Here is a 22,711-nt window from a genome sequence, read left to right as displayed (position 1 = left end):
AGAAAGCGCCAGGAAAGCACCGGAAACGAGCCAGAAAGCGCCACAACAACCCAACGGGCACCACCGCCCACCGTAGAATCACGCGCATGGCTTTGATTGCGGCGATTGACCAGGGTACGACGTCGACACGTGTGTGCATCACGCGCACGGACGGGAAGGTCATCACCCAGGCGCAGTTTGAGCACGAGCAGATCATGCCGCGCAAGGGGTGGGTGGAGCACGACCCGATGGAGATCTGGCGTAACACACGCCGGGCGCTCAGCGAAGCACTTGCTGACAAGGACATCGCTGAGCAGGACATTTACGCTCTCGGGCTGACCAACCAGCGCGAGACTGCCGTGATTTGGGACAAAGCAACCGGCAAGCCGATCTACAACGCGATCGTGTGGCAGGACACCCGCACGAACCACGACGGGGACGCCACGAAGTACCTGAGTAAGACCGGGCTTTTGCACAATTCGTATCCTGCGGCGCCGAAGTGGGCGTGGATTCTGGACAATGTCGAAGGCGCTCGTGAGCGGGCCGAAAAGGGTGAACTCCTGGCAGGCACGATGGACACGTGGCTGATCTGGAACCTCACGGGCGGGGCGAAGGACAAGGACGAGGCGTTGCATCTGACGGATGTGACCAACGCGTCGCGTACGTTGCTCATGGATTTGGAAACCCTCGATTGGGACGAGCAACTTTGCGACGACCTCCGCATCCCGCCCCGAATCCTTCCCGAGATCCGGCCGTCTGTGGGCAACTTTGGCAAGATCCGTCCGCGGGGTCCGCTGGCGGGCGTGCCGATCACGGGCGTGCTCGGCGACCAGCAGGCCGCGCTGTTCGGCCAGGGTGGCCTGCACGAGAACGACGCGAAAATGACGTACGGCACCGGCCTGTTCATGCTGCTCAACACGGGTGCCGAGCCGAAGTTTAGCGACCGCGGCCTGCTGACCACCGTCGCCTACCAGGTGCAGGGCCAGCCGCCGGTGTACGCGCAGGAGGGCTCGGTGGCCGTGGGCGGGTCGTTGATTCAGTGGCTGCGTGACCAGCTCGGCATCTTGAGCACCGCCGCAGAATCGGAAACCCTGGCGGAGCAGGTCGAGGACAGCGGGGGAGTGGTGATCGTGCCGGCGTTTTCAGGGCTCTTCGCGCCCCGGTGGCGTCCGGATGCGCGGGGTGTGATTGTGGGGTTGACGCGGTTCGTCGATAAGCGGCACATTGCTCGGGCTGCGCTGGAGGCGACGTGCCTGCAGGCGCGCGAGGTGGTGTGTGCGATGGGCGGCGACCCGACGACGCTGAAGGTCGATGGCGGCATGACGGAGAACAACCTGTTGATGCAGATGCAGGCCGACATCCTGGGCGTGACGGTGGAGCGACCCGCGAATACGGAGACGACGGTGATGGGGGCGGCGTCGGCGGCGGCGATGGGCATTTCGCTTATCGACGAACCCTTGTCGCTTGGCACCTCCACCACCTGGGAAAGCGAAATGGCCGGCCCCGAACGGGACCGGCTGGTTACCGCGTGGGAAGACGCGGTGTCGCGCAGTTTGGATCTTGTCTAGGCCCGAGCCTGCGAGGGCCTAGCGGGTGGAGATGTCCACCGCGTTGGTGACCGGGTTGTAGGTGATGGAGCCGCCTTCGAAGTCGACGCGCACGACGTCGGTGGTCGGGTAGTACTCGCGGGTGATCGGCATGCCCAGCGGGCCGGCGTCGAGGCCTTGCTGCAGCCAGGTCTCCGCAATCTTGCCGACGAGCGAGATGATCTCACCCTGGTCATTACGCGCGGCGATGCCGTTGGAGTAGAAGGTGATCGCCGGGCCGGTCGGTCCACCAACGCCTGCGATGAGTTTGCCCAGGGTGGGCTCGAGCGCGGTCCAGACGGCGGCGGCCTCGGTGGCACCGAAGGCGTTCAGTGCGGGGCCGACGGCCGGGCCGATCTTTTGGGCCAACTCCGAGACCTGTGCGAGGTTGAGCCCTTGGAAGACCTCCACCCCCTGGCGCTCGCTGACGCCGGGGAGCATGTCGCGTGCCGCTAGGAACAGCAGGACTGCGCCGATGACGGTGCCGGCCGCGGTGGCGATGGCGATCGGGTCGCCGGAGGTCAGGCCGGTGAGAACGCCTGTGGCGTTGTTGCCGGTGTTGCCCTGATTGCCGGTGTCGCCTGGCAATGCCGGGGACTGCGCCGTGGTGGTGACAGCGGTCGACTCGGTGCCGCGGTTGCCCAGGCCTGCGCGGTTGCCGGCCTTGAGCGTGCGGTACTTCGCTGCGGCGGTGGCGCGGATCATGGGCAGTTTGGAGTACAGGTTGTCGCCTGGGCAGGTGCTGTAGTGGAAGTCACGGTGAGCGTTGATGTTGCTAAACGATGCACCCTGGCCAGCCGAGTACTTGGAGCCCTTGAAGCTGAATTCTGCCTGGTGGTAGCTGTAGCCCATTGGGTTGAAGTCGGCGACGGCTGCCTTCCAGCCGATGATTTCGCCCATGGCGCGCAGTGCTGCGGTGGTGGGCTGGGCGCTTTGGTAATCGCCAAGCATGGAGACGCCCCAGGTGTTTTGGTTGAATCCGCCGACGTGTGCGCCTTGCGGGCTGCGGTCCATGCCGCCTGCGCGGCCTTCGTAGATGTTGCCGTACTTATCCACGAGTGCGTGGTAGCCAATGTCGCCCCAGCCCAGGGTGCGGGCGTGGTAGTTCCAGATGCCGCGGACGATGCCCGGTGCCTGGGCCTCGGTGTAGTTGTTGGAGCCGGCGGTGTGGTGCACGGTCGCTGCGGTGGTTGGTTCGGAGTAGTACGGGGCCTGGCTGGACCCTGCACCCCACTGTGCGCGGGTGATCACCTTGGGCATGCCCCAGGTGTAGGAGTCCGCGACCGGGTTGATGCCGCCTTGGGTTTGGCCTTCGCCGCCGTCGAGGAAGACAGCGTTGAGGTCCTTGGCGGTGGTGGGTGCGCCGGAGTCGGTGCGGCCGCCGTCGAGAAGATCAACGCCGCCGGTGGAGACCTGGACGCGCTTGGTTTTGCCCACGAAGATCGGTTCGGTGCCGAACTTGTCGCTGCCCTTCGGCGGGTCGATCGGGTCCATTTCGAACCATTCGGACCAGGTGCCGTCGGCCTTCTGGGAGCGGACGAATGCGGCAATGTCGCGGTCGCCGGTCCAGGTCAGGCCGACGATGGAGAAGTCGCGGTCGTTGGTGAACTCCTTGACCACGCGGCGTACTTCGCCTTCTTCGCCGCCTTGGGTGCGGATGGCGGCGTCGTCGACAGTGATGTTCGCGCCGGACGCGAAGGACTCGGACGCGGTGTACACCTCGGGTGCGCCGGCGCCGAGGGATTGGACGTGGAGGATGCGGTTGCCGCTGAACACTTGCGTAGCGACGAGAGCCACCACGAGGAGAACGGACACCACGGCAGGCAGGACTACGGCCCGGCGTGGTCGGACCGCACCGCCCTGAAGACTACGGCGTTGTTGCACGGTAAAACTCCTGACACTTCTTGTGAAAATAGTGGCAATTGTGACTGGAACGCAGTGTAGTGCAATTTAAAGTCTCAAGAAAGACTTGAGGCTTTTGTGGCGTGTCGCGGCGTGGTGTCGTCGATAAGCAACTGTGCGAAAATAGACCGCATGGCATACGACCTCATTGTTGTTGGATCAGGGTTCTTCGGCCTCACCGTGGCCGAGCAAGCGGCGAGCGAGCTGGGCAAACGCGTGCTGGTGGTGGAAAAGCGCAACCACATCGGCGGCAACGCCTACTCGGAGCAGGAGCCGGAAACCGGCATCGAGGTGCACAAATACGGCGCGCACCTCTTCCACACGTCGAACGAGCGCGTGTGGGAATACGTCAACCGCTTCACCTCGTTTACCGACTACCAGCACCGCGTGTTCGCGATGCACGACGGCACCGCCTACCAATTCCCCATGGGCCTCGGCCTGATCAATCAGTTCTTCGGCAAGTACTACTCGCCGGACGAAGCGAAGAAGCTCATCGAACAGCAGCGTGAAGGCCTCGACCCAGCCGCCGCGACCAACCTGGAAGAGCGCGGCATCGCCCTGATCGGCAAGCCGCTCTACGAGGCGTTTGTCAAGCACTACACCGCCAAGCAGTGGCAAACCGACCCGACCGACCTGCCGCCGGAGATCATCTCCCGCCTGCCAGTGCGCTACACTTTTAACAACCGCTACTTCAACGACAAGTACGAAGGCCTGCCCGTCGACGGCTACGCCGCCTGGCTGGAGAAGATGGCGGAGCACGAACTTATCGACGTCCGCACCGATACCGACTGGTTCACCGTCCGCGACGACATCCGCGCCGAAAACCCCGACGCACCAGTGGTCTACACCGGCCCGCTCGACCAGTACTTCGACTACGCCGAAGGCCACCTCGGCTGGCGCACCCTCGACTTTGAGCAGGAAGTGCTGAACACCGGCGACTTCCAGGGCACCTCGGTGATGAACTACAACGACGCCGACGTCCCCTACACCCGCATCCACGAGTTCCGCCACTTCCACCCGGAGCGCACCGAGTACCCCACCGACAAGACCGTCATTGTCAAGGAATACTCCCGCTTCGCCGAGGGCGACGACGAGGTGTACTACCCGATCAACACCCCCGAGGACCGCGCAAAGCTCGAGGCTTATCGACGACTCGCCGCCACCGAATCCGAACAACACAACGTCCTCTTCGGCGGCCGCCTGGGCACCTACCAGTACCTGGACATGCACATGGCCATCGCGTCTGCGCTGACCCTGTTCGACAACCAGCTCCGTCCGTTCTTCGAGTCCGGCGAGCCACTGTCCCAGCCGCGCGGCCACTAGGAGGTACTTGTGAGCGCTGAGATTTTCGTTCACCCCGACTGCCCCGACTGCACGGACGTGATCGCGCAGTTTAAGGCAGACCCGCAGGCCTTCGGCGACGCCGAACTTCTCGACGTCACCAACCTGCGCAACCTCAAACGCTTCCTCACCCTGCGCGACTCGCTTGACGGGTTCGCTGACGTGCGCGCCGCCGGCAAGATCGGTGTGCCGTCCAAGGTGATCGACGGCACGACGGTCGAGTTATAAACAACCCAAAACAACTCCAAACAACTATGCTGACCTGCTCGGATGGGCTGATTTCGGGCGAGTTTTGCGGTAAGTTGTTTCGGAGTTGTTTCAAACAACTTTGAAACAACTTTTGTTATTCTGAGCCCATGCTCGATTCGGGTTTTGAGGGTGTGGAGGAAGCGCTGTCGGCAATTGAGGCCGGAGATAGCGCTGGGAGCTGGGAATCCCAGGTACTGGATTTCAAGGAAGATCCTGCTGTCCACCCGATGAACAAGAACCCCGATGCGGGGCTTGTGGAGTTTCTTGTCGACGAGGTCATTTGTTTCTCCAACGCCGACGGCGGTGTCGCCTACATCGTCCTTGGCGTCAATGACAAGAAGGCAGGCCCTGCTGCGTTCACTGGCACCGATCGCTCATGCGACTGGTTGGTGGAAAAGATTTACAGCAAGACGCAGCCTCATATTCAGGTCGAAGCTTCTGAAATCGAGCGCTGCGGCAAGCGTTTGATTGCATTGCGCATCCCACGGGGGATGGCGCTGTATCAGCGTTCCAAAGGCCAAGCCAGTAAACGTGTCGGGAAAAACTGCGTCCCTCTGGGCGAGGATGAGCGTCGCAGTATTCACCTGTCCCGTTCGAACCCTGACCTGAGCGCTACTGCGTCTCGACGAAGCCCTGAAGATCTCGATCCTAAGGCAATCGAGCAGGCTAAAGCACTCCTTGCCAACCGGAAGCATGCCTTGGGTGATGACTCTCCTGTACCCCAGACGAGTCTTGAACTCTGCAGTGAGTTGGGATTGTTTACGCCCCATGGCGCGCTGACCTTTGCGGCAGAAATTCTCTTCATGCAGCCGCTGCGCAACCGGACGGTCGTGCGACACTTGCTTCGCGACGTGCCCAGTGGCGATCCGAAAGTCACCGAGATCTCCGCACCGTTGATTACTGCATCAGAACAGCTTCGTGCGTTGATTAAGGCTCACACGTCGCAGGAAATTGCGCGAGTGCAACTCCCGAACGGGCAAGAGTTTCCCATTCCGGCGTTTCCTGCGGCTGCTGTAGACGAAATTGTTTCCAACGCATTCGCGCACCGCGACTGGGGAGCGACCACTGCAATCGTTGTTGATCAGTCTCCGACCAGTCTGACCGTTTGGTCTCCTGGTGGTCTCCCTGTCGGCGTGCCTGAGGAAAGGATTCTGACCACCCAATCGATCCCGCGTAACCCGATTCTGATGGGTGCATTGCGGCGGTTGGGCCTCGCTGAAGAGTCTTCGCGAGGCTTCGATCGCATGTGGGTCTCCATGCTCGCCAGTGGTAGACAAGCGCCTAGTCTGAATGCCGATGGACCGTTTGTGGAGGTCACGTTGCCCGCCGGAAACGTCGATTCGGCTTTTATTAAGTCGCTGTACCTGCTGCGTGCTGAGTTCGGAGAGGCGATATTCAATAGCGTAAATGGGCTCTTAGTGGCGCGTCATCTGGCGAACAACCAGATTTTGATGACGTCCACGGCGGCCCGACTCATGCAAGTCCCGGAAGCGCAGGCCCAAGAATACTTGGGGTGGTACGCAAGTCAGGGCTTCCTAGAACCTTTGCGGGATGCCCCCGAGTGGATATTGTCTGCTCGAGCACGGACGGCGTTTGAGGAAAACGGTTCCACTGTGATTGCATCCGTGACTACCGAGGACTGGATCGTTGCTCAGTTGCGCGAGGGGAAGTCCCTGAACGCTCGTGAGGTTGCGAATGAACTCGGCGTCGAGCGTGAATCAGTGAGCCGAATCCTTCGCCACCTTCGGGACCTAGGGAAAGCGAAAATCGCCGACGGGAGCCCAACGCGAGGCCCGAGTGTCCGTTGGGTTTCGGTATAAACAACTCGAAACAACTATTGTGAACTGCGGCGATGGTTTAATTTCGGGTCAGTTTTATAGCGAGTTGTTTCATAGTTGTTTCAAACAACTCCGCAGCCGGGTGGCTAGGCGCTCGGGACCGGGGCGACGAAGGCGGACACGAGGTACCGGTTGATGTCAGGGCGGTTGATGATGCCCGCGCCCGTGCCGTCACCGGTCTTAAAGGCGACTAGCCGTTTGGCCGGCTACACGGGCGCCGGGACTGCTCACCTCAATGCTTTCCTTAGGATAGGCAAGCCTATATAGTTTGCGGGGTGAGTTTTAGACCTTTCCTTGCAACCGTCGTCCGCAGTGAACGCATTGCGCCGAGTTTCCAGCGGGTGACGTTCACCGGGGTCGACGACATGGGACCCGCCGTTCCTATCAGGGATTTGCGTATCAAGCTACTGATCCCGCCTGTCAGTGGTCTGTTCGAGCTTCCGGAAGAGGGGTGGTGGGAGACGTGGCGTGCGATGCCGGAGCATATGCGCGGACACCTGCGTACCTATTCCATTCGGGAGTTCCGGCGAAGTGCTGAAGGCCCTGACGAATTGGATGTGGATTTTGTTTTGCACAGCGATAGTCCCGGTCCCGCCTCGGCGTGGGCGCAGGACGCACACCCTGGGCAGCAGCTGCTGATTATTGGACCAACCCGCGACGATGATTCCGGTGTTGGTATTGAGTTTGACCCCGGATCTGCTGCGATTGTGCGTCTTTACGGCGATGAAACCGCGTTGCCTGCAATGGCTCGTATCTTGGGGGATTGGCCCGAGGGGCTCGCCGGTTCGGTTGATATCGAGGTGCCCGCCGGCAATCACCTGCCCATCGACTCCCCTTCACAGGTTGATATCCGTTGGCACTTTCGTGAAGAGGGTGACTTCGACTACGGAGGCTTGCTTCTTGCGCAGCTGAAACAGGAAGTTGGATCCCGTTGTGCCTCCGCTTCGTTGGAAACTGGAAAAACTGGCCTTGTGGATGAAGCCCAGCTCGATGAAGTCTGGGAGACACCCACGTATTCCAGCAGTGGTGAGTCCATAGCTTCCACGCCGGATACCGTGGGACATACCTATTACTGGATCGCTGGGAAGAATACGGCTGTGACGGCGATGCGGCGGCTTCTGGTGGGTGAGGCGGGAGTGCCTCGTCACCACGTGTCGTTCATGGGGTACTGGCGGTAACGGAGTTACAGCGTGACTAAACGTGTTGGGCTTGTCGCCCTCCTTGTGATTTCCACTGTGTGTGCAGCGCTGGTGTCGCTGTTGATCGGGGCGCGCGAAATGGGTTTCGAGGCGACGGTGAGCGCGGTTCGTGATGGACTCATGCTGGCGTTCTCGGGCGCAGACGAACAGCCTGAGGCGTCCAGCGATGAGGCGAAGATCATCGCGCAGCTCCGTGTTCCGCGCACTCTGCTTGGTCTGCTGGTGGGAGCAGCGCTGGGCACTGCGGGCGCACTGCTGCAGGGACACACCCGAAACCCGTTAGCAGACACAAACCTGCTGGGCGTCGGGCCTGGCGCGGCGCTTGCTGTGGCAGCAGCCATTTCCTTTCATGGGTCAATGACGGTATTAGGCACTGTCGGGGTGGGATTTCTCGGGGCGATACTTGCGGTAGCGCTTGTGTTCGTGCTCAGCATGAGAAGCCTGGGATCTACGCCGATCACGGTGGTGCTTGGTGGTTCCGCGTTGGGTGCGGTTTGTTCTGCGCTGACGAGCGGCATCGTACTGACGCATACGCGAAGCCTTAATGAGATGCGGTTTTGGACAGCGGGTGCTATCGCCGGACGCGATATGCAGGTGGTCACGGTCCTTGCTCCCGTGATTGTTCTTGGGCTCGTGGGCGCCTTTGCTTCAGCGAATCAGCTAAACCTCCTGAACTTGGGGGATGACGTGGCAAATGCACTTGGCGTCCGAGTTTCTATCGCGCGGACCTTGGGTATCGTCCTGGTTGCATTGCTTACTGGCGCAGCGGTGGCTGGAGCCGGACCGATCGGGTTCGTTGGCCTGGTTGTTCCGCACCTCGTGCGTAGCCTCACCGGCCCGGACTACCGCTGGGTGCTGCCGTGTTCCGCGCTGGCTGGGGCGACGTTGCTCTTGCTTGCTGACGTTATTGGTCGCGTCATCGCGCGCCCTGGAGAATTACAGGTGGGCATCACACTCGCCTTCGTTGGGGCCCCATTTGCACTGCATATCTTGCGGAAGGGGACGAAACTCTGATGCGGGTTTTCGCGATAAACACTGCTCTTGCGGTGCTGGCCCTAGCCGCTGCCCTCGGGGGCGTGATGGTTGGAGATTTCGAGCTATCGGTTCGAGACGTAGTTTCCGCTCTCATGGGCCAAACGGCAGAGCTGACCCGGACTGTAGTTCTCGAGTGGCGCCTGCCACGAGTGGTCACGGCGCTGGGGGTAGGTGCTGCGCTGGGCTTTGCCGGGGCAATTTTCCAGACCATTACAAGGAACCCACTGGCGAGTCCGGACATCTTGGGGGTCACCTCGGGTGCCTCCGCTTTCGCGTTGACCGCGCTACTCGCTGGTGGAAGTGCCGGGATGATGCTGCGTGTATTGGGCGTGCCGCTCAGTGCATTCCTCGGGGGACTGACCGTATCTGCGGCAATCTGGTGGCTGAGTCGTGGTGCTGGACTAGGGTCTTTCCAGCTTGTCTTCGCCGGCATCATCATCAATGCGCTGGCGATGGCCTACAACTCGTTCCTGCTTGTTCGTGCTGACTATCGAGATGTAGGCAAGGCGCAGGCGTGGGTGACCGGTTCGGTGGGTTCTTCTAGTTGGCACGACGCCATCGCTGTACTCATTGCACTGGCGGTCGTCATTCCACTATTGCGGTGGGTAGCCTTCAAGCTTGAGGCACTCTCTTTGGGGGAGGACACTGCTGCTGGTCTCGGGGTAGAGCCCCGGCGTACCCAGCTGACCCTCATGCTAATGGCTGTAATACTGGCATCGATGGGCGTTGCGGCATCTGGGCCGATAGCCTTCGTGGCGTTTGTCGCACCACAGATCGGACGCAAGATCACACATGCAGCAACGCCGCCATTAGGAACCGCGATGCTTACTGGCGCGGCGATCGTATCCGTCGCTGACTTGGCGGTGCGAACCCTGGTGCCGGGGAATCTGCCGGTGGGGATAGCCACAACTGCAATTGGTGGCGCAGTGCTGCTTTACACGCTGTTGCGTGCAACACGAAAGGTGTCCATATGATGCTTCAGGTCCGAAATCTTAAGGTAAGTTATGGCGCTTCCGTCATCCTCAAGGGCATTGATTTCGACGTGTCCAAAGGCGGAATCACCACAATCATCGGCCCAAACGGTTGTGGCAAGTCAACGCTGTTGCGTGCTGTGGCAGGGCTTCTTACGCGTGACTGCGGCACGGTAACGCTGAACGGCGTGGACATGGCGAATCTGAAGCGCCGCGAGATTGCGCGTCAGCTTGCAGTGTTGCCACAGACTCCGGTGGCTCCCGAGGGGCTGACAGTGCATGATTTGGTTGGCCGTGGACGCCACCCACATCGATCTTGGTTGCGACAGAGCTCGGCTGAGGATTCACGTGTGGTCGATGAGGTGATGGAACTGACCAATATCACGGAGTTTGCAAACCGTCCGCTCGAGCGACTTTCTGGTGGTCAGCGTCAGCGCGCTTGGATTGCGATGGTCTTAGCTCAGGAGACTCCGCTCGTGTTGTTGGACGAGCCTACGACCTATCTCGACTTGTCTCACTCTGTCGAGGTCTTGTCACTCGTACGTCGTCTCGCTGATCAGGAGGGGAGAACCGTGCTTATGGTGCTGCATGACTTGAACCTCGCTGCACGCTACTCAGATCAACTCATCGTGATGCAGCGTGGCGAGGTGGAAGCGGTCGGTGCGCCCGCCGAGGTGCTCACCGAGTCCTTACTGGACCGTGTTTTTCATCTGCCTGCTGTCGTGGCAACAGACCCGGTAAACGGGGGGCCACTGGTTGTACCCCGGTAAGCACCACTTCTGCCTGGTGTTCTAGAGCTGCTTTTTGAATTGATCGATTGCGTACGGGATCGTGAGGGGGTTCGGCATGCTCATTGCGTTGGCGGTATCTGTGTCTAACCAGTAGACCCCGCCACGCTTATTCACATCGAGGTCCATGAAGGTGGCGTCGTTCTTCAGAGCATCGATTGCGCCGTAGTAGTCCAGCACGAAGAGGTAATCCACGTCGTTGAAGTCGGCGTAGTTCTCGGGGGACCAGTCAAGGAAGAAGCTGGAGCCATCGCCGTTGAACTTCTCCGGGATCTTGAACCCTAGTTTTTCGATGAAGGAGCCGCGGCCGTCGCCCGAGGTGTAGACGCCAAACTTTCCGTCGTAAGGCATGCCGATTACCGCTGTTTTGCCTTGCAACTCGGGGTGCGCTTCACGGAAATCCTGGAAGGCCTTCTCGGAGTCGGCGATGAGCTTTTCGCCTTCGGCCTCCTTATTCAACGCCTTGGAGATTTCCTTAATCTGTTCGTCCCATGGCACCTGCCAATCTTGGTACTCATCCGAGTGGAAGGTGGTTGGTGCAATCTGCTCGAGTAATGCCCTCTTATCGGCTTCGAGGCCGCTATTCACTGCAATGATCTTTGTCGGGTTGAGCGAGGCAACTTGTTCGGCAGTGTCAGTACTGAACTCGGTGGTCGTGTCCCGGAGCGGGTTTGGTTCGACTGTGAGCTTGTCCTTGGCCCACGGTCCAAGTCCGGAAGGGTCCCCCGTACCTTCCTGTTGCCAGGTGGCGTAACCAACCGGTTGTTCGCCCAGGGCAAGAACCGTATCGACGTCGCCGAGGCCCATTGTCACAATGCGCTCCTCTGACCCGTTGGCATCGGAAGTTTCGGGGGCGGTTGTTGAATCGCTTGATCCGCTGGAGCAGCTGGCAAGCATGAGCGCCGCAGTGAACGTGGCTGCGATCCCCTTCAGGGCGCGAGAGGTAAAGAGTGCCAAGGTTGCACCTTTCGTAGGTGGTCAAAAAGTTTCACGTTAGGTCTCCCTGACCTAACGTGATTACTCTAAGGCATGCCTTACCTAAGGGACAATCCTTGTCTGGGCGCTCGGGACCGGGGCGACGAACGTCGAGACGAGGTACCGGTTGATGTCGGAGCGGTTGATGATGCCAACCACCGTGTCGTCATCGGTGCCGAACTCGGCCGAGTCGTTGTGGGCAAGCAGTGCATATGGGGTGGTGAAGGCCGGGACGGAGTCGCCGATGACGTCCAACACGTCGCCGGCGGAAGCCGATATCGGATTTCTGTGAATTCAGCAGATGGGCGAGGAACCAGCGTCAGCGTCGTAAGCTGAGCCAGCGTGGGAACGTTTATTGCGCTAATCGGATTGTTGCTGGCCACCGTCATTGTCGCTGCGGTTGGTGAGCGCACGGGCATTCCGTGGCCGGCGCTGCTGACCATCGTGGTGGCGCCGGTGATTTTCATTCCAGGCATTGACACGGTGTCCATTGACACACACCTGATCTTGCCGATCTTCCTGCCGCCACTGCTGTGGTCGCTGGCCAGGCGCACGAGTTGGGGTCAGATCGGCTCGCAGCTCAACGTGGTGCTGACCATGTCGGTCATCCTGGTGTTCCTTACTATCGCGGCGCTGACGGCGACGGCGATGTGGATCCTGCCGGGCGTGAGTCTGGCTACCGCGATGGTGTTGGCGGCGGCGATCGCCCCGCCGGACCCAGTCGCGGTCGACGCGGTGGCGGGACCGGCTGGCATTCCGAAGCGCATCACCGGAACGTTGCAGACGGAGGGGCTGTTTAACGACGCCGCCTCGATTGTCACCTTCAACATCGCCATGGCTGCGGTGATTGCAGAGGGTGAAGTGGACTTCACCAAGGGATTCGTTGAGTTCCTTTATGCCGCGGCGGTTGCTGTGGTGGTGGGGTTGATCGTCGGCAGGCTAGCTGCGCTGTTTGCAAACTCGGTGCCAGATTCCGTGATCCGTACCGCGTTTACGTGGGTGCTGCCGTTCGCCATCTATGCGGGTTGTGAGGCGATCCACGCTTCGGGCGTGATCGCGATCGTGATCGCCGCGGTGGAGTTGTCGTCGCGCTCCACGATGACAGCGGAGGACCGCCTGACCGGTCACTCGTTCTGGGAAACAGTGGAGCTGCTGTTCACGGGCGTGGCGTTCGGGTTGATCGGCATGAGCGTGCGTGATGCTATCGACACCGCCGGCACCTACATTTGGCCGGCCGTACAAGTCGGCGTGGTGCTCTCCGTCGTCGCATTTGTGGTGCGTCTGGCCTGGATGTGGGTGCTGTACAAGTTGAACGTGCGCAAGGGTCGCACGCACGTGTCGCCACTGCGCCTGCAGGAGGTGCTCCTGATGGCGTGGTCTGGCATGCGCGGTTTGGTCACGTTGGCGCTGGTGTTGGCTATCCCGCCGTCGGCAACCGAGTACCACCACGAACTGTCCGTCATTGCGTTGACGGTGCTGACCTGCACGATGGTGATCCCCGGCCTCATGCTGCCATGGCTGGTGCGGAAGATGGACCTGCAAAAAGGCCCAGAAGCAGACCGGGCAATTGAAGAATTGAACCAGCGGGCGTACGCGGCGGCGCACAAGGCGGTGCGCGAACACGGCGAGGAGCATGCGCCGGAGGCGTACACGATGGTGCAGGAGTGGTTGAACTCGATTACGGAGCAGCGCCTGCAGGATCCGGAAAGCACTGACGAGCGCATGGCAGCTTTCGAGCGCGCTCGCGAAAGCGCGATTGAAATGCAGAAGGTTGCGCTTAAGGCGGCGAGCTCCGAGTTGCACCGGGCGCGCCGGGAGCGCCAGTACAACCCGGCGGATGTGGACGCGGTGCAGGCTGACCTGGACCGTCTTATCGTGGCCAGCAAGCGCAACGTGCTCGCACGCCCAAGCCAGATGGTGAAGTGGGAGTCCTAGTTGCTAATCGACGACCACATCCGCCATCGCATATAACGTCTCCCGCGCCGCCTTGAACGCCTCCGGTGTGGCGGCGAACTCGGCTGCACGCGCAATGGCGGAGTTGAGCAGCGCGATATCCACGGCTGATACGCCAGGGCAAAAGTCCGCCACGATGGTGCGGAATCCGGCGTGGGAGCGTTGCACGTTGTCGTCGGCAAACGCCTCCGGGAAGTTCTTCGCCGCCGCCATGAGTGGGCCGTGGCCACCATGCGCGAAGAGGTCCAGGGTGGCGTCCACGTAGGCGCGGATGCGCTGATGAGGCTCCGGCGGCGCGTTTTTAATCTTGGCCTCGAGTTCGGCGTTCCACTCGTCGGTGGCCGCGATGAGGAGCTGGACCAGCAGGTCGTGCTGGGATTTTGCATACCGGTACACGCTGGGTCGCGCGAGACCGACCGCGGCAGCCACCTCCGCCAGGGTGGGCACCTTGCCGTGGTTTTCGACGATGAGGCGCTCGGCGGCGTCAAGCACCGCGCGGTGTTGTACGGCGCGGTGCTCGGCGACGGTGTCCTCAGTAATCTTCGGCATGCCCCTGAGTCTACGGAGTGGTTATTTCGTTTCGGCGAGACATGTTTCCGCCGACTATCTCGCAGAATTTCAAAGTGCGGAACGAAATCGTTTCAAAATGTCGAACAAAACCGTTTCAAAGTGTCGAATATGCTGGTGGGAGGTATAGTTTTGGCATGTCAAACTCATACATTCCAAGGCTTGCGGATGGCCAACTCGAAAGCGCTCTTCGTCGCCAAGGTGGAGTGCTCATTCAAGGGCCGAAGGGCTGCGGGAAAACGGAAACCGCGAGCCGGCAGGCCGGGAGTGTCTTGAATGTTGAAACTGATCCGAGCGTCCCGCTGGCGATGGCGACCGATCCACGTGTACTGCTCGAAGGTGGCACCCCTCGTCTCGTCGACGAGTGGCAATTGCAACCGCGTCTTTGGGATTTTGCGCGGCACGAGATTGATTCTCGTAAGGCGAAGGGACAGTTCATCTTCACGGGTTCCACCGCTCCGGGAGTGGACGCAACCCGCCACTCTGGTGCTGGAAGATTTGCGCGCCTAACGATGTCGACGATGACCCTGTTCGAGTCGGGAGAGTCAGAAGGTTCTGCATCCCTCAGCAAGATTGCTGCGGGCAATGCGCCTCAGTTTGCAACTCCTGCCTTGACGCTGACTGAGCTTGCTGAGCGAATGTGTCGCGGAGGCCTTCCTTACAACGCGGACCTTTCCTTGGATGACGCGATAGAGAACGTCCGTGATTACGTGCAGACGGTCGCCGATGTGGATATCCACACTGTGGGTGAAGTCTCGCGAGACTCGGAGCGTGTGCGCAGAATGATGCAGTCCATCTCTCGCGCGGTTGCTACAGAAATTGATCTGCAAACAATTGCGACTGATATCGACATGCATCGTGAAACCGCACGTGATTATCTCGACGCGTTATCGCGGATCTTTATTTCGGTGGATCAGCCAGCGTGGTCTACGCACCTGCGGTCGAAAGCAACCTTGCGCAAGTCACCCAGGCGTCACCTCGCGGACCCGTCCTTTGCGATGGCTGCACTTGAGCGCGGTCCTCAGCAACTGTTGCAGGATCCGCGCTACTTTGGGCAGCTTTTCGAGTCGCTCGTTTTCCACGAGCTTCGCGCACTGACTGGCAAGACGGTGTACCACGCTCGGCTAAACACGAAGCTTGAGGTTGATGCGGTGGTGAACTACGAAGGCGTCGACATCCTGGTTGAGGTCAAGCTTGGGTACACGCCGGAAATTCTCGATCACGCGGCAGACACCCTTAAGAGGTTTGACGAACAGCTTGAACAGGACACCGTGTTGCTCGTTGTCACCTCTGGTGGGCCTGCACACCGTCGAGCGGACGGTGTGGTGGTTGTGCCGATCGGGGCGCTAGGCCCGTAGCCGAACCACCTACCGGCCGTCGCCGAACTCGCGCTTGAAGTTGTCGTCCCAGTCCACCTCGGGTTGGGAGTCGAAGTAGTGCTGCTCCAGGTTGGGTGCGTCGTTGCTGCCTTGAACACCCATGATCAGGAACACGGCACCGGCGATGGCGCCGAAGATGCCAACGAACACGGCGGTTGCGCCGGAAAGGAACGAAAAGGACAGCACGCAGATGGCGATGAGGACTGCGCCGATGGTGTAGTTGCGGGCGGGCGTGCCGGGGGTGCGGTGTTCATTGGGGGCGCCGAGTGGCGAGCGATCAACCGAGCTTCCCCCGAGAAATCCGCCACCCTGTCCGCCGCCAGTTCCACTCCGGTCTCCAGATCCCCCGATGGGGAGGCCGTCGGCGTCGTAATCGCCGTTGTAGTTGTAAGGCTTCATGGCGAAGAGCCTACGGGAGTTGGCCGGTGAGGCGGTCGAGTCGGGCTTTGCTGGGGCCGTCGAGGCCAGTGATGGTGACGGTTTTGCCGCGGTTGTGGAACTTCTGGGTGATGGAGTCGAGGGTGGCCACGGTGGAGGCGTCCCAGATTTCGGCGTGGCTGAGATCGATGATGATGTGGTCGGCGTCGTCGGCGTAGTCGAAGGCGTAGACCAGGTCGTTGCTGGATGCCCAGAAGAGTTGGCCGTGGATGCGGTAGGTGCGGGTGTCGATGCGGCCGTCGCCATCAGTGTCGAGCTCCGCCACCTTCTCTACCGACGCGAGGTGGGCGACGCGGCGGGCAAACATGATCATGGCGGTGACCACGCCGAGCACCACGCCGACGGCGAGGTTGCTGGTGATCAAGGTGGCGGCAACGGTGACCACCATGACGATGGTTTCGGACACCGGCATGAGTTTGAGGGTGCGCGGGTGGATGGAGTGCCAGTCGATCGTGCCAAGGGAGACGACGATCATGATGGCGACGAGCGCGGCCATCGGGATGATGCCCACAACGTCGCCGAACGCCAGCAGGAGAACCAACAGGAACACGCCGGCCAGCAGGGTGGACAGGCGGGTGCGGGCACCAGCCTCGCGGGAGTTGATCAGGGTTTGGCCGATCATGGCGCAACCACCCATGCCACCGAAGAGGCCGGTGACGATGTTGGCCACGCCCTGGCCCCAGGATTCGCGGGTTTTGTCGGAGTGGGTGTCGGTGATGTCGTCGACAAGTTTTGCGGTCATGAGCGATTCCAACAGGCCCACGATTGCCATGGCCAGCGCGTACGGCGCGATGATCTGGAACGTCTCCCACGTCAGCGGCACGTGCGGGATCATCATGGCGGGGAAGGAGCGGGGTAGTTCGCCCATGTCGGAGACGGTGGGCACGGGGATGTCAGCGATGACGACCACGGTGGTCAGCACCGCGATGGTAACCAGCGGGGCGGGGACCGCGTTGGTGATTTTCGGCCAGAACACCATGATGAGCAGGCCGGCGGCGGTGAGCGCGTAGACGGGCCAGGCGACGTCGATAAGGTGCTGCATCTGCGCAGCGAAGATGAGGATGCCGAGGGCGTTGACAAAACCAACCATGACTGAGCGCGGGATGAAGCGCTGCAGTTTCGCCACGCCGAGTGCCGCCAGGATGATTTGGAACACGCCGGCGAGCAGCACGGTGGCGATGAAGTAGTCCATGCCGTACTCGCGCGAGACGGGTGCGATGACGAGGGCGACTGCGCCGGTTGCGGCGGAGATCATCGCCGGCCGCCCGCCGGTAAACGCGATGGTCACAGCCATGGTGGCGGAGGCGAACAGGCCGACGGCGGGGTCGACGCCGGCCAGGATCGAAAACGCGATGGCCTCGGGGATCAGGGCGAGTGCGACGGTGAGCCCGGCAAGTACTTCACGACGAAGCCGCGCGGCGGAGCTAAATGCGTAGCGGAAGGATTCCACAACGCCCGTCGGGGCGAGCGGTTCGCGAGTGGTCTCGGTGTGAGGGGCAGCCATAGGTATACCGTTTTCAATGCGTTAGATGGTTTCCCTCGAGCAGGTGAGGGGTGGAAATCGTAGCTACCGTAACGGTTCCGGGGAGGCGATCGCCAATGCAGCCGCCGCGCGAAAACGGTCCTTGTTACGAGGCGGGGAGGTCGCCGCGGATCGTCGCAAAGCTGTACGCCACCATGTAGATGCCGACGATGGCGGCGATCCAGAGAAGTGTCACTTTTGCCTCGTACTCGAGGCGGGGGATGAGGCGCTCGAGCCGCGGGAAGAACTTCTGGCCGAAGAGCAGCGCCAAGGTGGCGAGGATGACCGTCGGCAAGATCATGACGAGACAGTAGACGCCCACGGCCCCGGCTTTTGCCGCGGAGGGGATTTCCCAGCTGCCGATGATGCCCATCGCTGCGATGTACGGCAGCATCGTCGCCGCCTCGGTAAGTGATGCGCCGAGGCCCAGGGCGACCATGCTTGGCACACTGCTTGTGGCTCCGGCTGCGCGTTTCGGCAACTGCCCGGGTTCGGGCTTCTTGGGGTTGGGGCCGAAGATGCCGAAAAGCGCGAGGACCGCGCCCAGTATCAACGTGATCCATGGGAAGACGTCGGTCTGCGTGGCCCGTTCGGCAATTGAGCCCAGGCCGGCGAACCCGAGGAGGATCCCTAGTCCGAGGAGGAAGTACACCGCCGCAACGGTAAGCAGGTAGGTGGTCAGCGCCGGCACGCGGACGGCGCGCCAGTGGACGATAAGCGCAAGGGGGATGACAAGGGTGCCCAAGCTCAGGCTGTCGAGCAGCGCCAAGCCAACAACGGCGATGACTGAACCCATGCGGATCTCCGGATCTCTCGTACGAACGTATTACACCGTACGAACGTACGAGAATCTAGACTGGGGCGCAACCATGAATGATTTTTCCCTGGACCATCAGTTCTCAGAATCGGCCGCGACCGTCGCCGACGCGACCATCCGCATCATTGCGTCGCGGGGGCTCGATGCCGTGAGCGTGCGGGAGGTGGCGAAGGAATCCGGGTTCGCCGCCGGCTCTGTGCAGTACCACGCTCCGAACAGGGACACCCTGCTGGCTCACGCGTTCATCCGCTCCATCCAGCGCCAGAGCGAGCGGGTGGCGGCGGTGCCTGAAAGGGAAGGCGAGCTCGAAACCTGGGTGGCGAGGCTTGCAGAGCTCCTCCCGATCGGAGGTGTGCGTTCCGAAGACGCCGCAATCTGGGTCACGTACGGCTCCGCCTCTGCAACCCGGGACTGGATTGCGAATCTCTATACCGAGGTCCTCGAAGACTTTCAGGACAGCGTTGTCGCTGCGATGGGCGGTGAGGAGGACGCAAAGCCCAAAGCGCGCCTGGTTACCGCGCTGGTCAACGGCCTCACTCTAGACAACCTGCGGGTTCCCGAATCGGAGGCCGACCGCATCCTGGCTGACCTCCGTGAGGGCCTGCGCCTCCTCTTCGCCGGCTAACCCGCGCCACCCCGCGAGCCACACCAAGGAATCACCTTTGAAGCGATTACGCTTAACTCCGACTGCCCACAATAGAAAGTGAGAGCTGTGGAAACGAGCAACAACCTCGCGGTAGACACGCTTGCGCGTGTGCTGATGCCGAAGAAGGGCGAGCCGCACGACGTGCGCATGCTGTACCTGATCGAGCAGGAGCAGAACAAGCAGCGCCTGCGCTGGTCGGACCGGACGAGTTTTGAGGTTCCGGCAGGCAACGAGGTTTCCTTCGAGACCTATTTCAATGCGTTCCCGGCGAGCTACTGGCGCCGCTGGTCGCAGCTGGACACCGTCGTCCTGGCGATGACGGTTCAGGGCCGCGCGACGATTTCGGTGTACCGCTCGAAGTACGACGGCACCCGCATCAGCGTGACCAACGTGGACGCGACCGGCTACACGGAGATCCCGTTGAAGCTGGGCAATTTCGAGGACGGCGGCTGGCTGTGGTTCGACATCACCGCCGAGGAGGACACGCGCATCAGCGATGCGGCGTGGTGCTCCCCGCAGGAGCCGCAAGAGCAAGTGCTTAACGACGGCACCGTGGTCCCACCCCAACCCAAAAAGGTCGCCGTTGGCATCCCCACGTTTAACCGTCCCCGGGATGCGGTCAACGCGTTGCATGCGTTGGCTGAGGACCCGTACGTGGAGGCGTCGATTAGCAATGTGCTCATGCCCGACCAGGGCAACCAGCACCCGGCGGACGAGCCGGACTTCGCCGAAGCGGAGAAGAATCTCGGTGGCAAACTGCAAATTTTCCACCAGGGCAACCTGGGCGGCTCCGGCGGCTACTCGCGCATCATGTACGAGGCGCTCAACAGCACCGACGCGCCGTTCATCCTGTACATGGACGACGACATCGCCATCGAGCCGGACTCCATCGTGCGCTCCGTGCAGGCCGCGCGCTACGCCAAGCAGCCGATCCTGGTCGGCGGCCAGATGCTGAACCTGCAGGACCGCTCCCAGCTGCGCACAACCGGCGAGACCGTCGACCCGAACATCTTCATGTTCTCTGCAGCCAAGCACGCCGTGTACGACCACGACTTTGCCAAGTACCCACTCGGCTACGTGGGCACTGAGGAAGAGGATCTGGATCCGCGTAAGACCACCTCGCGCCCGCTGCACCGCCGCATCGACGTGGACTACAACGGCTGGTGGATGAACCTCTTCCCGCGCGTCGTCGCAGAGAAGATGGGCCTGCCGCTGCCGCTATTTATTAAGTGGGACGACAACGAGTACGCCCTGCGCGCCAAGGAAGCGGGCTTCCCAACCGTCACCTGGCCGGGCGTTGCCATCTGGCACATGGCCTGGGCCGACAAGGACGACGCCATCGACTGGCAGGCATACTTCCACATGCGCAATCGCCTCATCGTCGCCTCCATCTACGGGCCCGACAACCCCGAGGCGATGCTGAAGAACATGCAAAAGTCCACTGCGAAGCACTACTTCTGCATGGAGTACTCCACCATCGCCATCCAAAACGAGGCGATGCGTGACTTCCTGGCCGGGCCGGACCAACTCTTCGACATCCTCGAATCCTCGTTGCCGCGCATCCAGAAGATCCGTAGCGAGTACTCCGACGCGCAGGTCCTGCCGTCCGCGACCGAACTGCCCGCACCCACCGGCGCGCCCGGTGTGCCGACGAACAAGATCGGCGGCCGCCTAGCCAAGGTGAAGAAGATCCCGTGGGCCGTTAAGGCACTGCTGCACCTGCGTAAGGACGAAGACCGCGCCCACTGGGATGCCCCGCAGCTGAACCTCACCGCGGAGGAAGCCCGCTGGTACACCCTGGCACGTGTGGATTCCGCAACCGTGTCCACCGCCGGCGGCACCGGCGTGGCCTTCCGCAAGCGCGACAAGGCCCTCGCCGACAAACTTGTTGAAGAGCAAAAGCAGCTGCGCGCCGACATCAAGCAGCGCTGGCCGGAACTCAAGCGCATCTACCGCGACGCGCGCGAAGACCTCACCAGCCACGACAACTGGGGGAAGGTGTTCGATGCCCAGTAAGGAAACAGACCTGCTCGTCGCCATCCAGGACGCGCTGTATTCTCCCGCCACCGCCAAAGGCGCCCGTGTGCTCTCATACTTCGGTGAGCACGACCTGGGCTGGCTAGGCGTTGCGATGGCTGGCGCCATCGCAACGAGCATCGGGGACGTCGATAAGCAACGGCGCTCAAAGTGGCTCGCACTGGGCGTTGGCACCTTCGCCGCGCACGCCGCAACCGTGGTGCTCAAACGCATCGTGCGACGCCCACGCCCGAACGACCCGCGGGTGAAGATCGGAGTGGGAACGCCCTCCCAACTGTCGTTCCCGTCCTCGCACGCCGCGAACACGGGTGCCGCCGCCGCGCACCTGGCCAACATCACCGGAAAGAAGTGGCCGTGGCTGCTGGTGCCCGTAATGATGCTGTCGCGTAACGTGCTCGGCGTCCATTACCCGACCGACACCCTCGCCGGCGCACTGCTTGGCGCGGGGACGGCGAAGGCCGTGATTGAAGCGGAGAAGAGGATTTAAGTGGCACACACGCAAGAACCTATCGACGAGCCGCTGCTGAAGTCTGAACCCCACACCTCAGGTGTGGACCAGGTGATGAAGAAAACCCCACCGAAGAACCTCGTCGACGCGATGATCAAGGGGTTGCGCCCCAAGCAGTGGGTGAAAAACGTCCTCGTGCTGGCGGCACCGTTGGCTGCCGGCGCGGAAGCGTTCACCCGCCACACCGTGGTGGACATCCTGCTGGCGTTCATCGTGTTCTGCTTCGGTGCGTCCTCGATCTACCTGATCAACGACGCCCGCGACGTCGAATCGGACCGCCGCCACCCGACGAAGCGCTTCCGCCCGATCGCCTCCGGCATGCTGCCGATCAACCTGGCATACATCATGGCGGCGGTGCTCATCGCCGCGGCACTCGGCCTGTCGCTGCTGGCCACTGATGGTGCCGCGTTGGCGTGGGTCATTGGCATTTATATTGCGCTGCAACTCGGCTACTGCTTCGGCTGGAAGCACATCCCGGTCATCGACATCGCCCTGGTGTCCTCCGGCTTCATGCTGCGCACCATGGCCGGCGGTGTCGCTGCCGACATCGAGCTGTCGCAGTGGTTCCTGCTGGTCGCCGCGTTCGGTTCCTTGTTCATGGCTTCCGGCAAGCGCTATGCAGAACTGCTGCTGGTCAAGGAAACCGGCGCGGAGATCCGCCGCTCGCTGCAGGGCTACACCGAAACCTACCTGCGCTTCGTCTGGACCCTGTCCGCCACCGCCGTGGTCATGTCCTACGCACTGTGGGGCTTCCAGCTTTCCAACTCCGTCGAGGGCACCGCCGCCATCTGGTACCAGGTATCCATGGTGCCGTTCGTGATCGCGATCCTGCGCTACGCCTCCGTCGTCGACGGTGGTCAGGGCGGTGCACCCGACGAGATCGCCCTCGAGGACCGAGTGCTGCAGCTTCTCGCCGCAGCTTGGATCTTCTGCATCGTCATGGCGGTCTACGTTGTGCCGAACTTAGGTTGGTAGGACAAA

Annotated in this window: 21 protein-coding genes; 14 read left to right on the top strand and 7 right to left on the bottom strand. The window is 61.6% G+C overall.

From position 1 onward, the window contains the following. Positions 1 to 86: 86 nt before the first annotated feature. Positions 87 to 1,547, top strand: coding sequence for a glycerol kinase GlpK (gene glpK / locus HMPREF2734_RS02195; protein ID WP_070568871.1), 1,461 nt, complete (start codon positions 87 to 89; stop codon positions 1,545 to 1,547). Positions 1,548 to 1,565: 18 nt separating this feature from the next. Here glpK and HMPREF2734_RS02190 read toward each other — a convergent pair whose 3' ends face one another. Continuing rightward, the gene (locus tag HMPREF2734_RS02190; RefSeq protein ID WP_246816763.1) at positions 1,566 to 3,449 is read right to left on the bottom strand and encodes an N-acetylmuramoyl-L-alanine amidase; all 1,884 of its coding nucleotides are present in this window, start codon (positions 3,447 to 3,449) and stop codon (positions 1,566 to 1,568) included. Positions 3,450 to 3,599: 150 nt separating this feature from the next. Between HMPREF2734_RS02190 and glf the strand changes: the two genes are divergently transcribed. The 7 genes from glf to HMPREF2734_RS02155 all read left to right on the top strand — a co-directional run bounded on the left by glf (position 3,600) and on the right by HMPREF2734_RS02155 (position 10,870). Next, the gene (gene glf, locus HMPREF2734_RS02185; protein WP_070568868.1) at positions 3,600 to 4,790 is read left to right on the top strand and encodes a UDP-galactopyranose mutase; all 1,191 of its coding nucleotides are present in this window, start codon (positions 3,600 to 3,602) and stop codon (positions 4,788 to 4,790) included. A 9-nt stretch (positions 4,791 to 4,799) separates the two neighbouring features. Then, positions 4,800 to 5,036 (top strand): hypothetical protein, encoded by a 237-nt coding sequence (locus tag HMPREF2734_RS02180; RefSeq protein WP_070423337.1) that lies wholly within the window; start codon positions 4,800 to 4,802, stop codon positions 5,034 to 5,036. A 128-nt stretch (positions 5,037 to 5,164) separates the two neighbouring features. Continuing rightward, the gene (locus tag HMPREF2734_RS02175) at positions 5,165 to 6,877 is read left to right on the top strand and encodes an RNA-binding domain-containing protein (protein WP_070568866.1); all 1,713 of its coding nucleotides are present in this window, start codon (positions 5,165 to 5,167) and stop codon (positions 6,875 to 6,877) included. 293 nt (positions 6,878 to 7,170) lie between these two features. After that, on the top strand, positions 7,171 to 8,073 hold the full coding sequence (locus tag HMPREF2734_RS02170; RefSeq protein ID WP_070568863.1) for a siderophore-interacting protein: 903 nt from the start codon (positions 7,171 to 7,173) through the stop codon (positions 8,071 to 8,073). A 12-nt stretch (positions 8,074 to 8,085) separates the two neighbouring features. Next, positions 8,086 to 9,108: a FecCD family ABC transporter permease gene (locus HMPREF2734_RS02165; RefSeq protein WP_070568860.1), complete on the top strand. Its 1,023-nt coding sequence runs from the start codon at positions 8,086 to 8,088 to the stop codon at positions 9,106 to 9,108. After that, on the top strand, positions 9,108 to 10,103 hold the full coding sequence (locus tag HMPREF2734_RS02160; protein ID WP_083279546.1) for a FecCD family ABC transporter permease: 996 nt from the start codon (positions 9,108 to 9,110) through the stop codon (positions 10,101 to 10,103). Before HMPREF2734_RS02165 ends, HMPREF2734_RS02160 begins: the two co-directional genes overlap by 1 nt. Continuing rightward, positions 10,100 to 10,870, top strand: a complete 771-nt coding sequence (locus HMPREF2734_RS02155; RefSeq protein WP_070423332.1) for an ABC transporter ATP-binding protein — start codon at positions 10,100 to 10,102, stop codon at positions 10,868 to 10,870. The genes HMPREF2734_RS02160 and HMPREF2734_RS02155 overlap by 4 nt, the downstream gene beginning before the upstream one ends. Before the next feature lie 21 nt (positions 10,871 to 10,891). Here the strand turns inward: HMPREF2734_RS02155 and HMPREF2734_RS02150 are convergent, their stop codons facing one another. Both HMPREF2734_RS02150 and HMPREF2734_RS02145 read right to left on the bottom strand, forming a co-directional pair. Further along, positions 10,892 to 11,845 carry an iron-siderophore ABC transporter substrate-binding protein gene (locus tag HMPREF2734_RS02150; RefSeq protein ID WP_245167960.1) on the bottom strand — a complete coding sequence of 318 codons (954 nt, stop codon included), beginning with the start codon at positions 11,843 to 11,845 and terminating at the stop codon, positions 10,892 to 10,894. Positions 11,846 to 11,926: 81 nt separating this feature from the next. Next, positions 11,927 to 12,121: a hypothetical protein gene (locus HMPREF2734_RS02145; protein ID WP_070568859.1), complete on the bottom strand. Its 195-nt coding sequence runs from the start codon at positions 12,119 to 12,121 to the stop codon at positions 11,927 to 11,929. Positions 12,122 to 12,205: 84 nt separating this feature from the next. On the opposite strand from HMPREF2734_RS02145, the gene HMPREF2734_RS02140 reads away from it, so the two are divergent. Continuing rightward, a complete protein-coding gene (locus tag HMPREF2734_RS02140) occupies positions 12,206 to 13,798 on the top strand; it encodes a cation:proton antiporter (protein ID WP_070453294.1) in 1,593 nt (530 codons plus the stop codon). 3 nt (positions 13,799 to 13,801) lie between these two features. On the opposite strand, the gene HMPREF2734_RS02135 is transcribed toward HMPREF2734_RS02140, so the two are convergent. Beyond that, a complete protein-coding gene (locus tag HMPREF2734_RS02135) occupies positions 13,802 to 14,365 on the bottom strand; it encodes a TetR/AcrR family transcriptional regulator (protein WP_070568856.1) in 564 nt (187 codons plus the stop codon). Positions 14,366 to 14,439: 74 nt separating this feature from the next. On the opposite strand from HMPREF2734_RS02135, the gene HMPREF2734_RS02130 reads away from it, so the two are divergent. Then, on the top strand, positions 14,440 to 15,741 hold the full coding sequence (locus tag HMPREF2734_RS02130) for an ATP-binding protein (RefSeq protein ID WP_246816762.1): 1,302 nt from the start codon (positions 14,440 to 14,442) through the stop codon (positions 15,739 to 15,741). A gap of 9 nt (positions 15,742 to 15,750) precedes the next feature. Here the strand turns inward: HMPREF2734_RS02130 and HMPREF2734_RS02125 are convergent, their stop codons facing one another. The 3 genes from HMPREF2734_RS02125 to HMPREF2734_RS02115 form a co-directional block, all read right to left on the bottom strand. Continuing rightward, on the bottom strand, positions 15,751 to 16,161 hold the full coding sequence (locus HMPREF2734_RS02125) for a hypothetical protein (protein WP_070568851.1): 411 nt from the start codon (positions 16,159 to 16,161) through the stop codon (positions 15,751 to 15,753). 10 nt (positions 16,162 to 16,171) lie between these two features. Then, positions 16,172 to 17,704 (bottom strand): SulP family inorganic anion transporter, encoded by a 1,533-nt coding sequence (locus HMPREF2734_RS02120; protein WP_070568848.1) that lies wholly within the window; start codon positions 17,702 to 17,704, stop codon positions 16,172 to 16,174. 124 nt (positions 17,705 to 17,828) lie between these two features. Then, entirely contained in the window at positions 17,829 to 18,518 is a 690-nt protein-coding gene (locus HMPREF2734_RS02115; protein ID WP_070568845.1) for a GAP family protein, read from the bottom strand. A gap of 73 nt (positions 18,519 to 18,591) precedes the next feature. Here HMPREF2734_RS02115 and HMPREF2734_RS02110 point away from each other — a divergent pair, with 73 nt between their 5' ends. The 4 genes from HMPREF2734_RS02110 (at position 18,592) to HMPREF2734_RS02095 (ending at position 22,705) form a co-directional block, all read left to right on the top strand. After that, positions 18,592 to 19,164 carry a TetR/AcrR family transcriptional regulator gene (locus tag HMPREF2734_RS02110; protein WP_070568842.1) on the top strand — a complete coding sequence of 191 codons (573 nt, stop codon included), beginning with the start codon at positions 18,592 to 18,594 and terminating at the stop codon, positions 19,162 to 19,164. Between the two features lie 87 nt (positions 19,165 to 19,251). Continuing rightward, on the top strand, positions 19,252 to 21,201 hold the full coding sequence (locus HMPREF2734_RS02105; RefSeq protein WP_141750400.1) for a glycosyltransferase: 1,950 nt from the start codon (positions 19,252 to 19,254) through the stop codon (positions 21,199 to 21,201). Then, complete coding sequence (locus HMPREF2734_RS02100; RefSeq protein WP_070423326.1) at positions 21,191 to 21,709, top strand: phosphatase PAP2 family protein; 519 nt, start codon at positions 21,191 to 21,193, stop codon at positions 21,707 to 21,709. Before HMPREF2734_RS02105 ends, HMPREF2734_RS02100 begins: the two co-directional genes overlap by 11 nt. Then, positions 21,710 to 22,705, top strand: a complete 996-nt coding sequence (locus HMPREF2734_RS02095; RefSeq protein ID WP_070423325.1) for a decaprenyl-phosphate phosphoribosyltransferase — start codon at positions 21,710 to 21,712, stop codon at positions 22,703 to 22,705. Positions 22,706 to 22,711 lie beyond the last annotated feature (6 nt).

Origin of the sequence: Corynebacterium sp. HMSC055D05 (genome assembly GCF_001810365.1) — a bacterium.
Lineage (GTDB): Bacteria > Actinomycetota > Actinomycetes > Mycobacteriales > Mycobacteriaceae > Corynebacterium > Corynebacterium coyleae.
The sequence above is the reverse complement of the archived record's forward strand: the minus strand, read 5'-3'. Positions and strand labels throughout refer to the sequence as shown.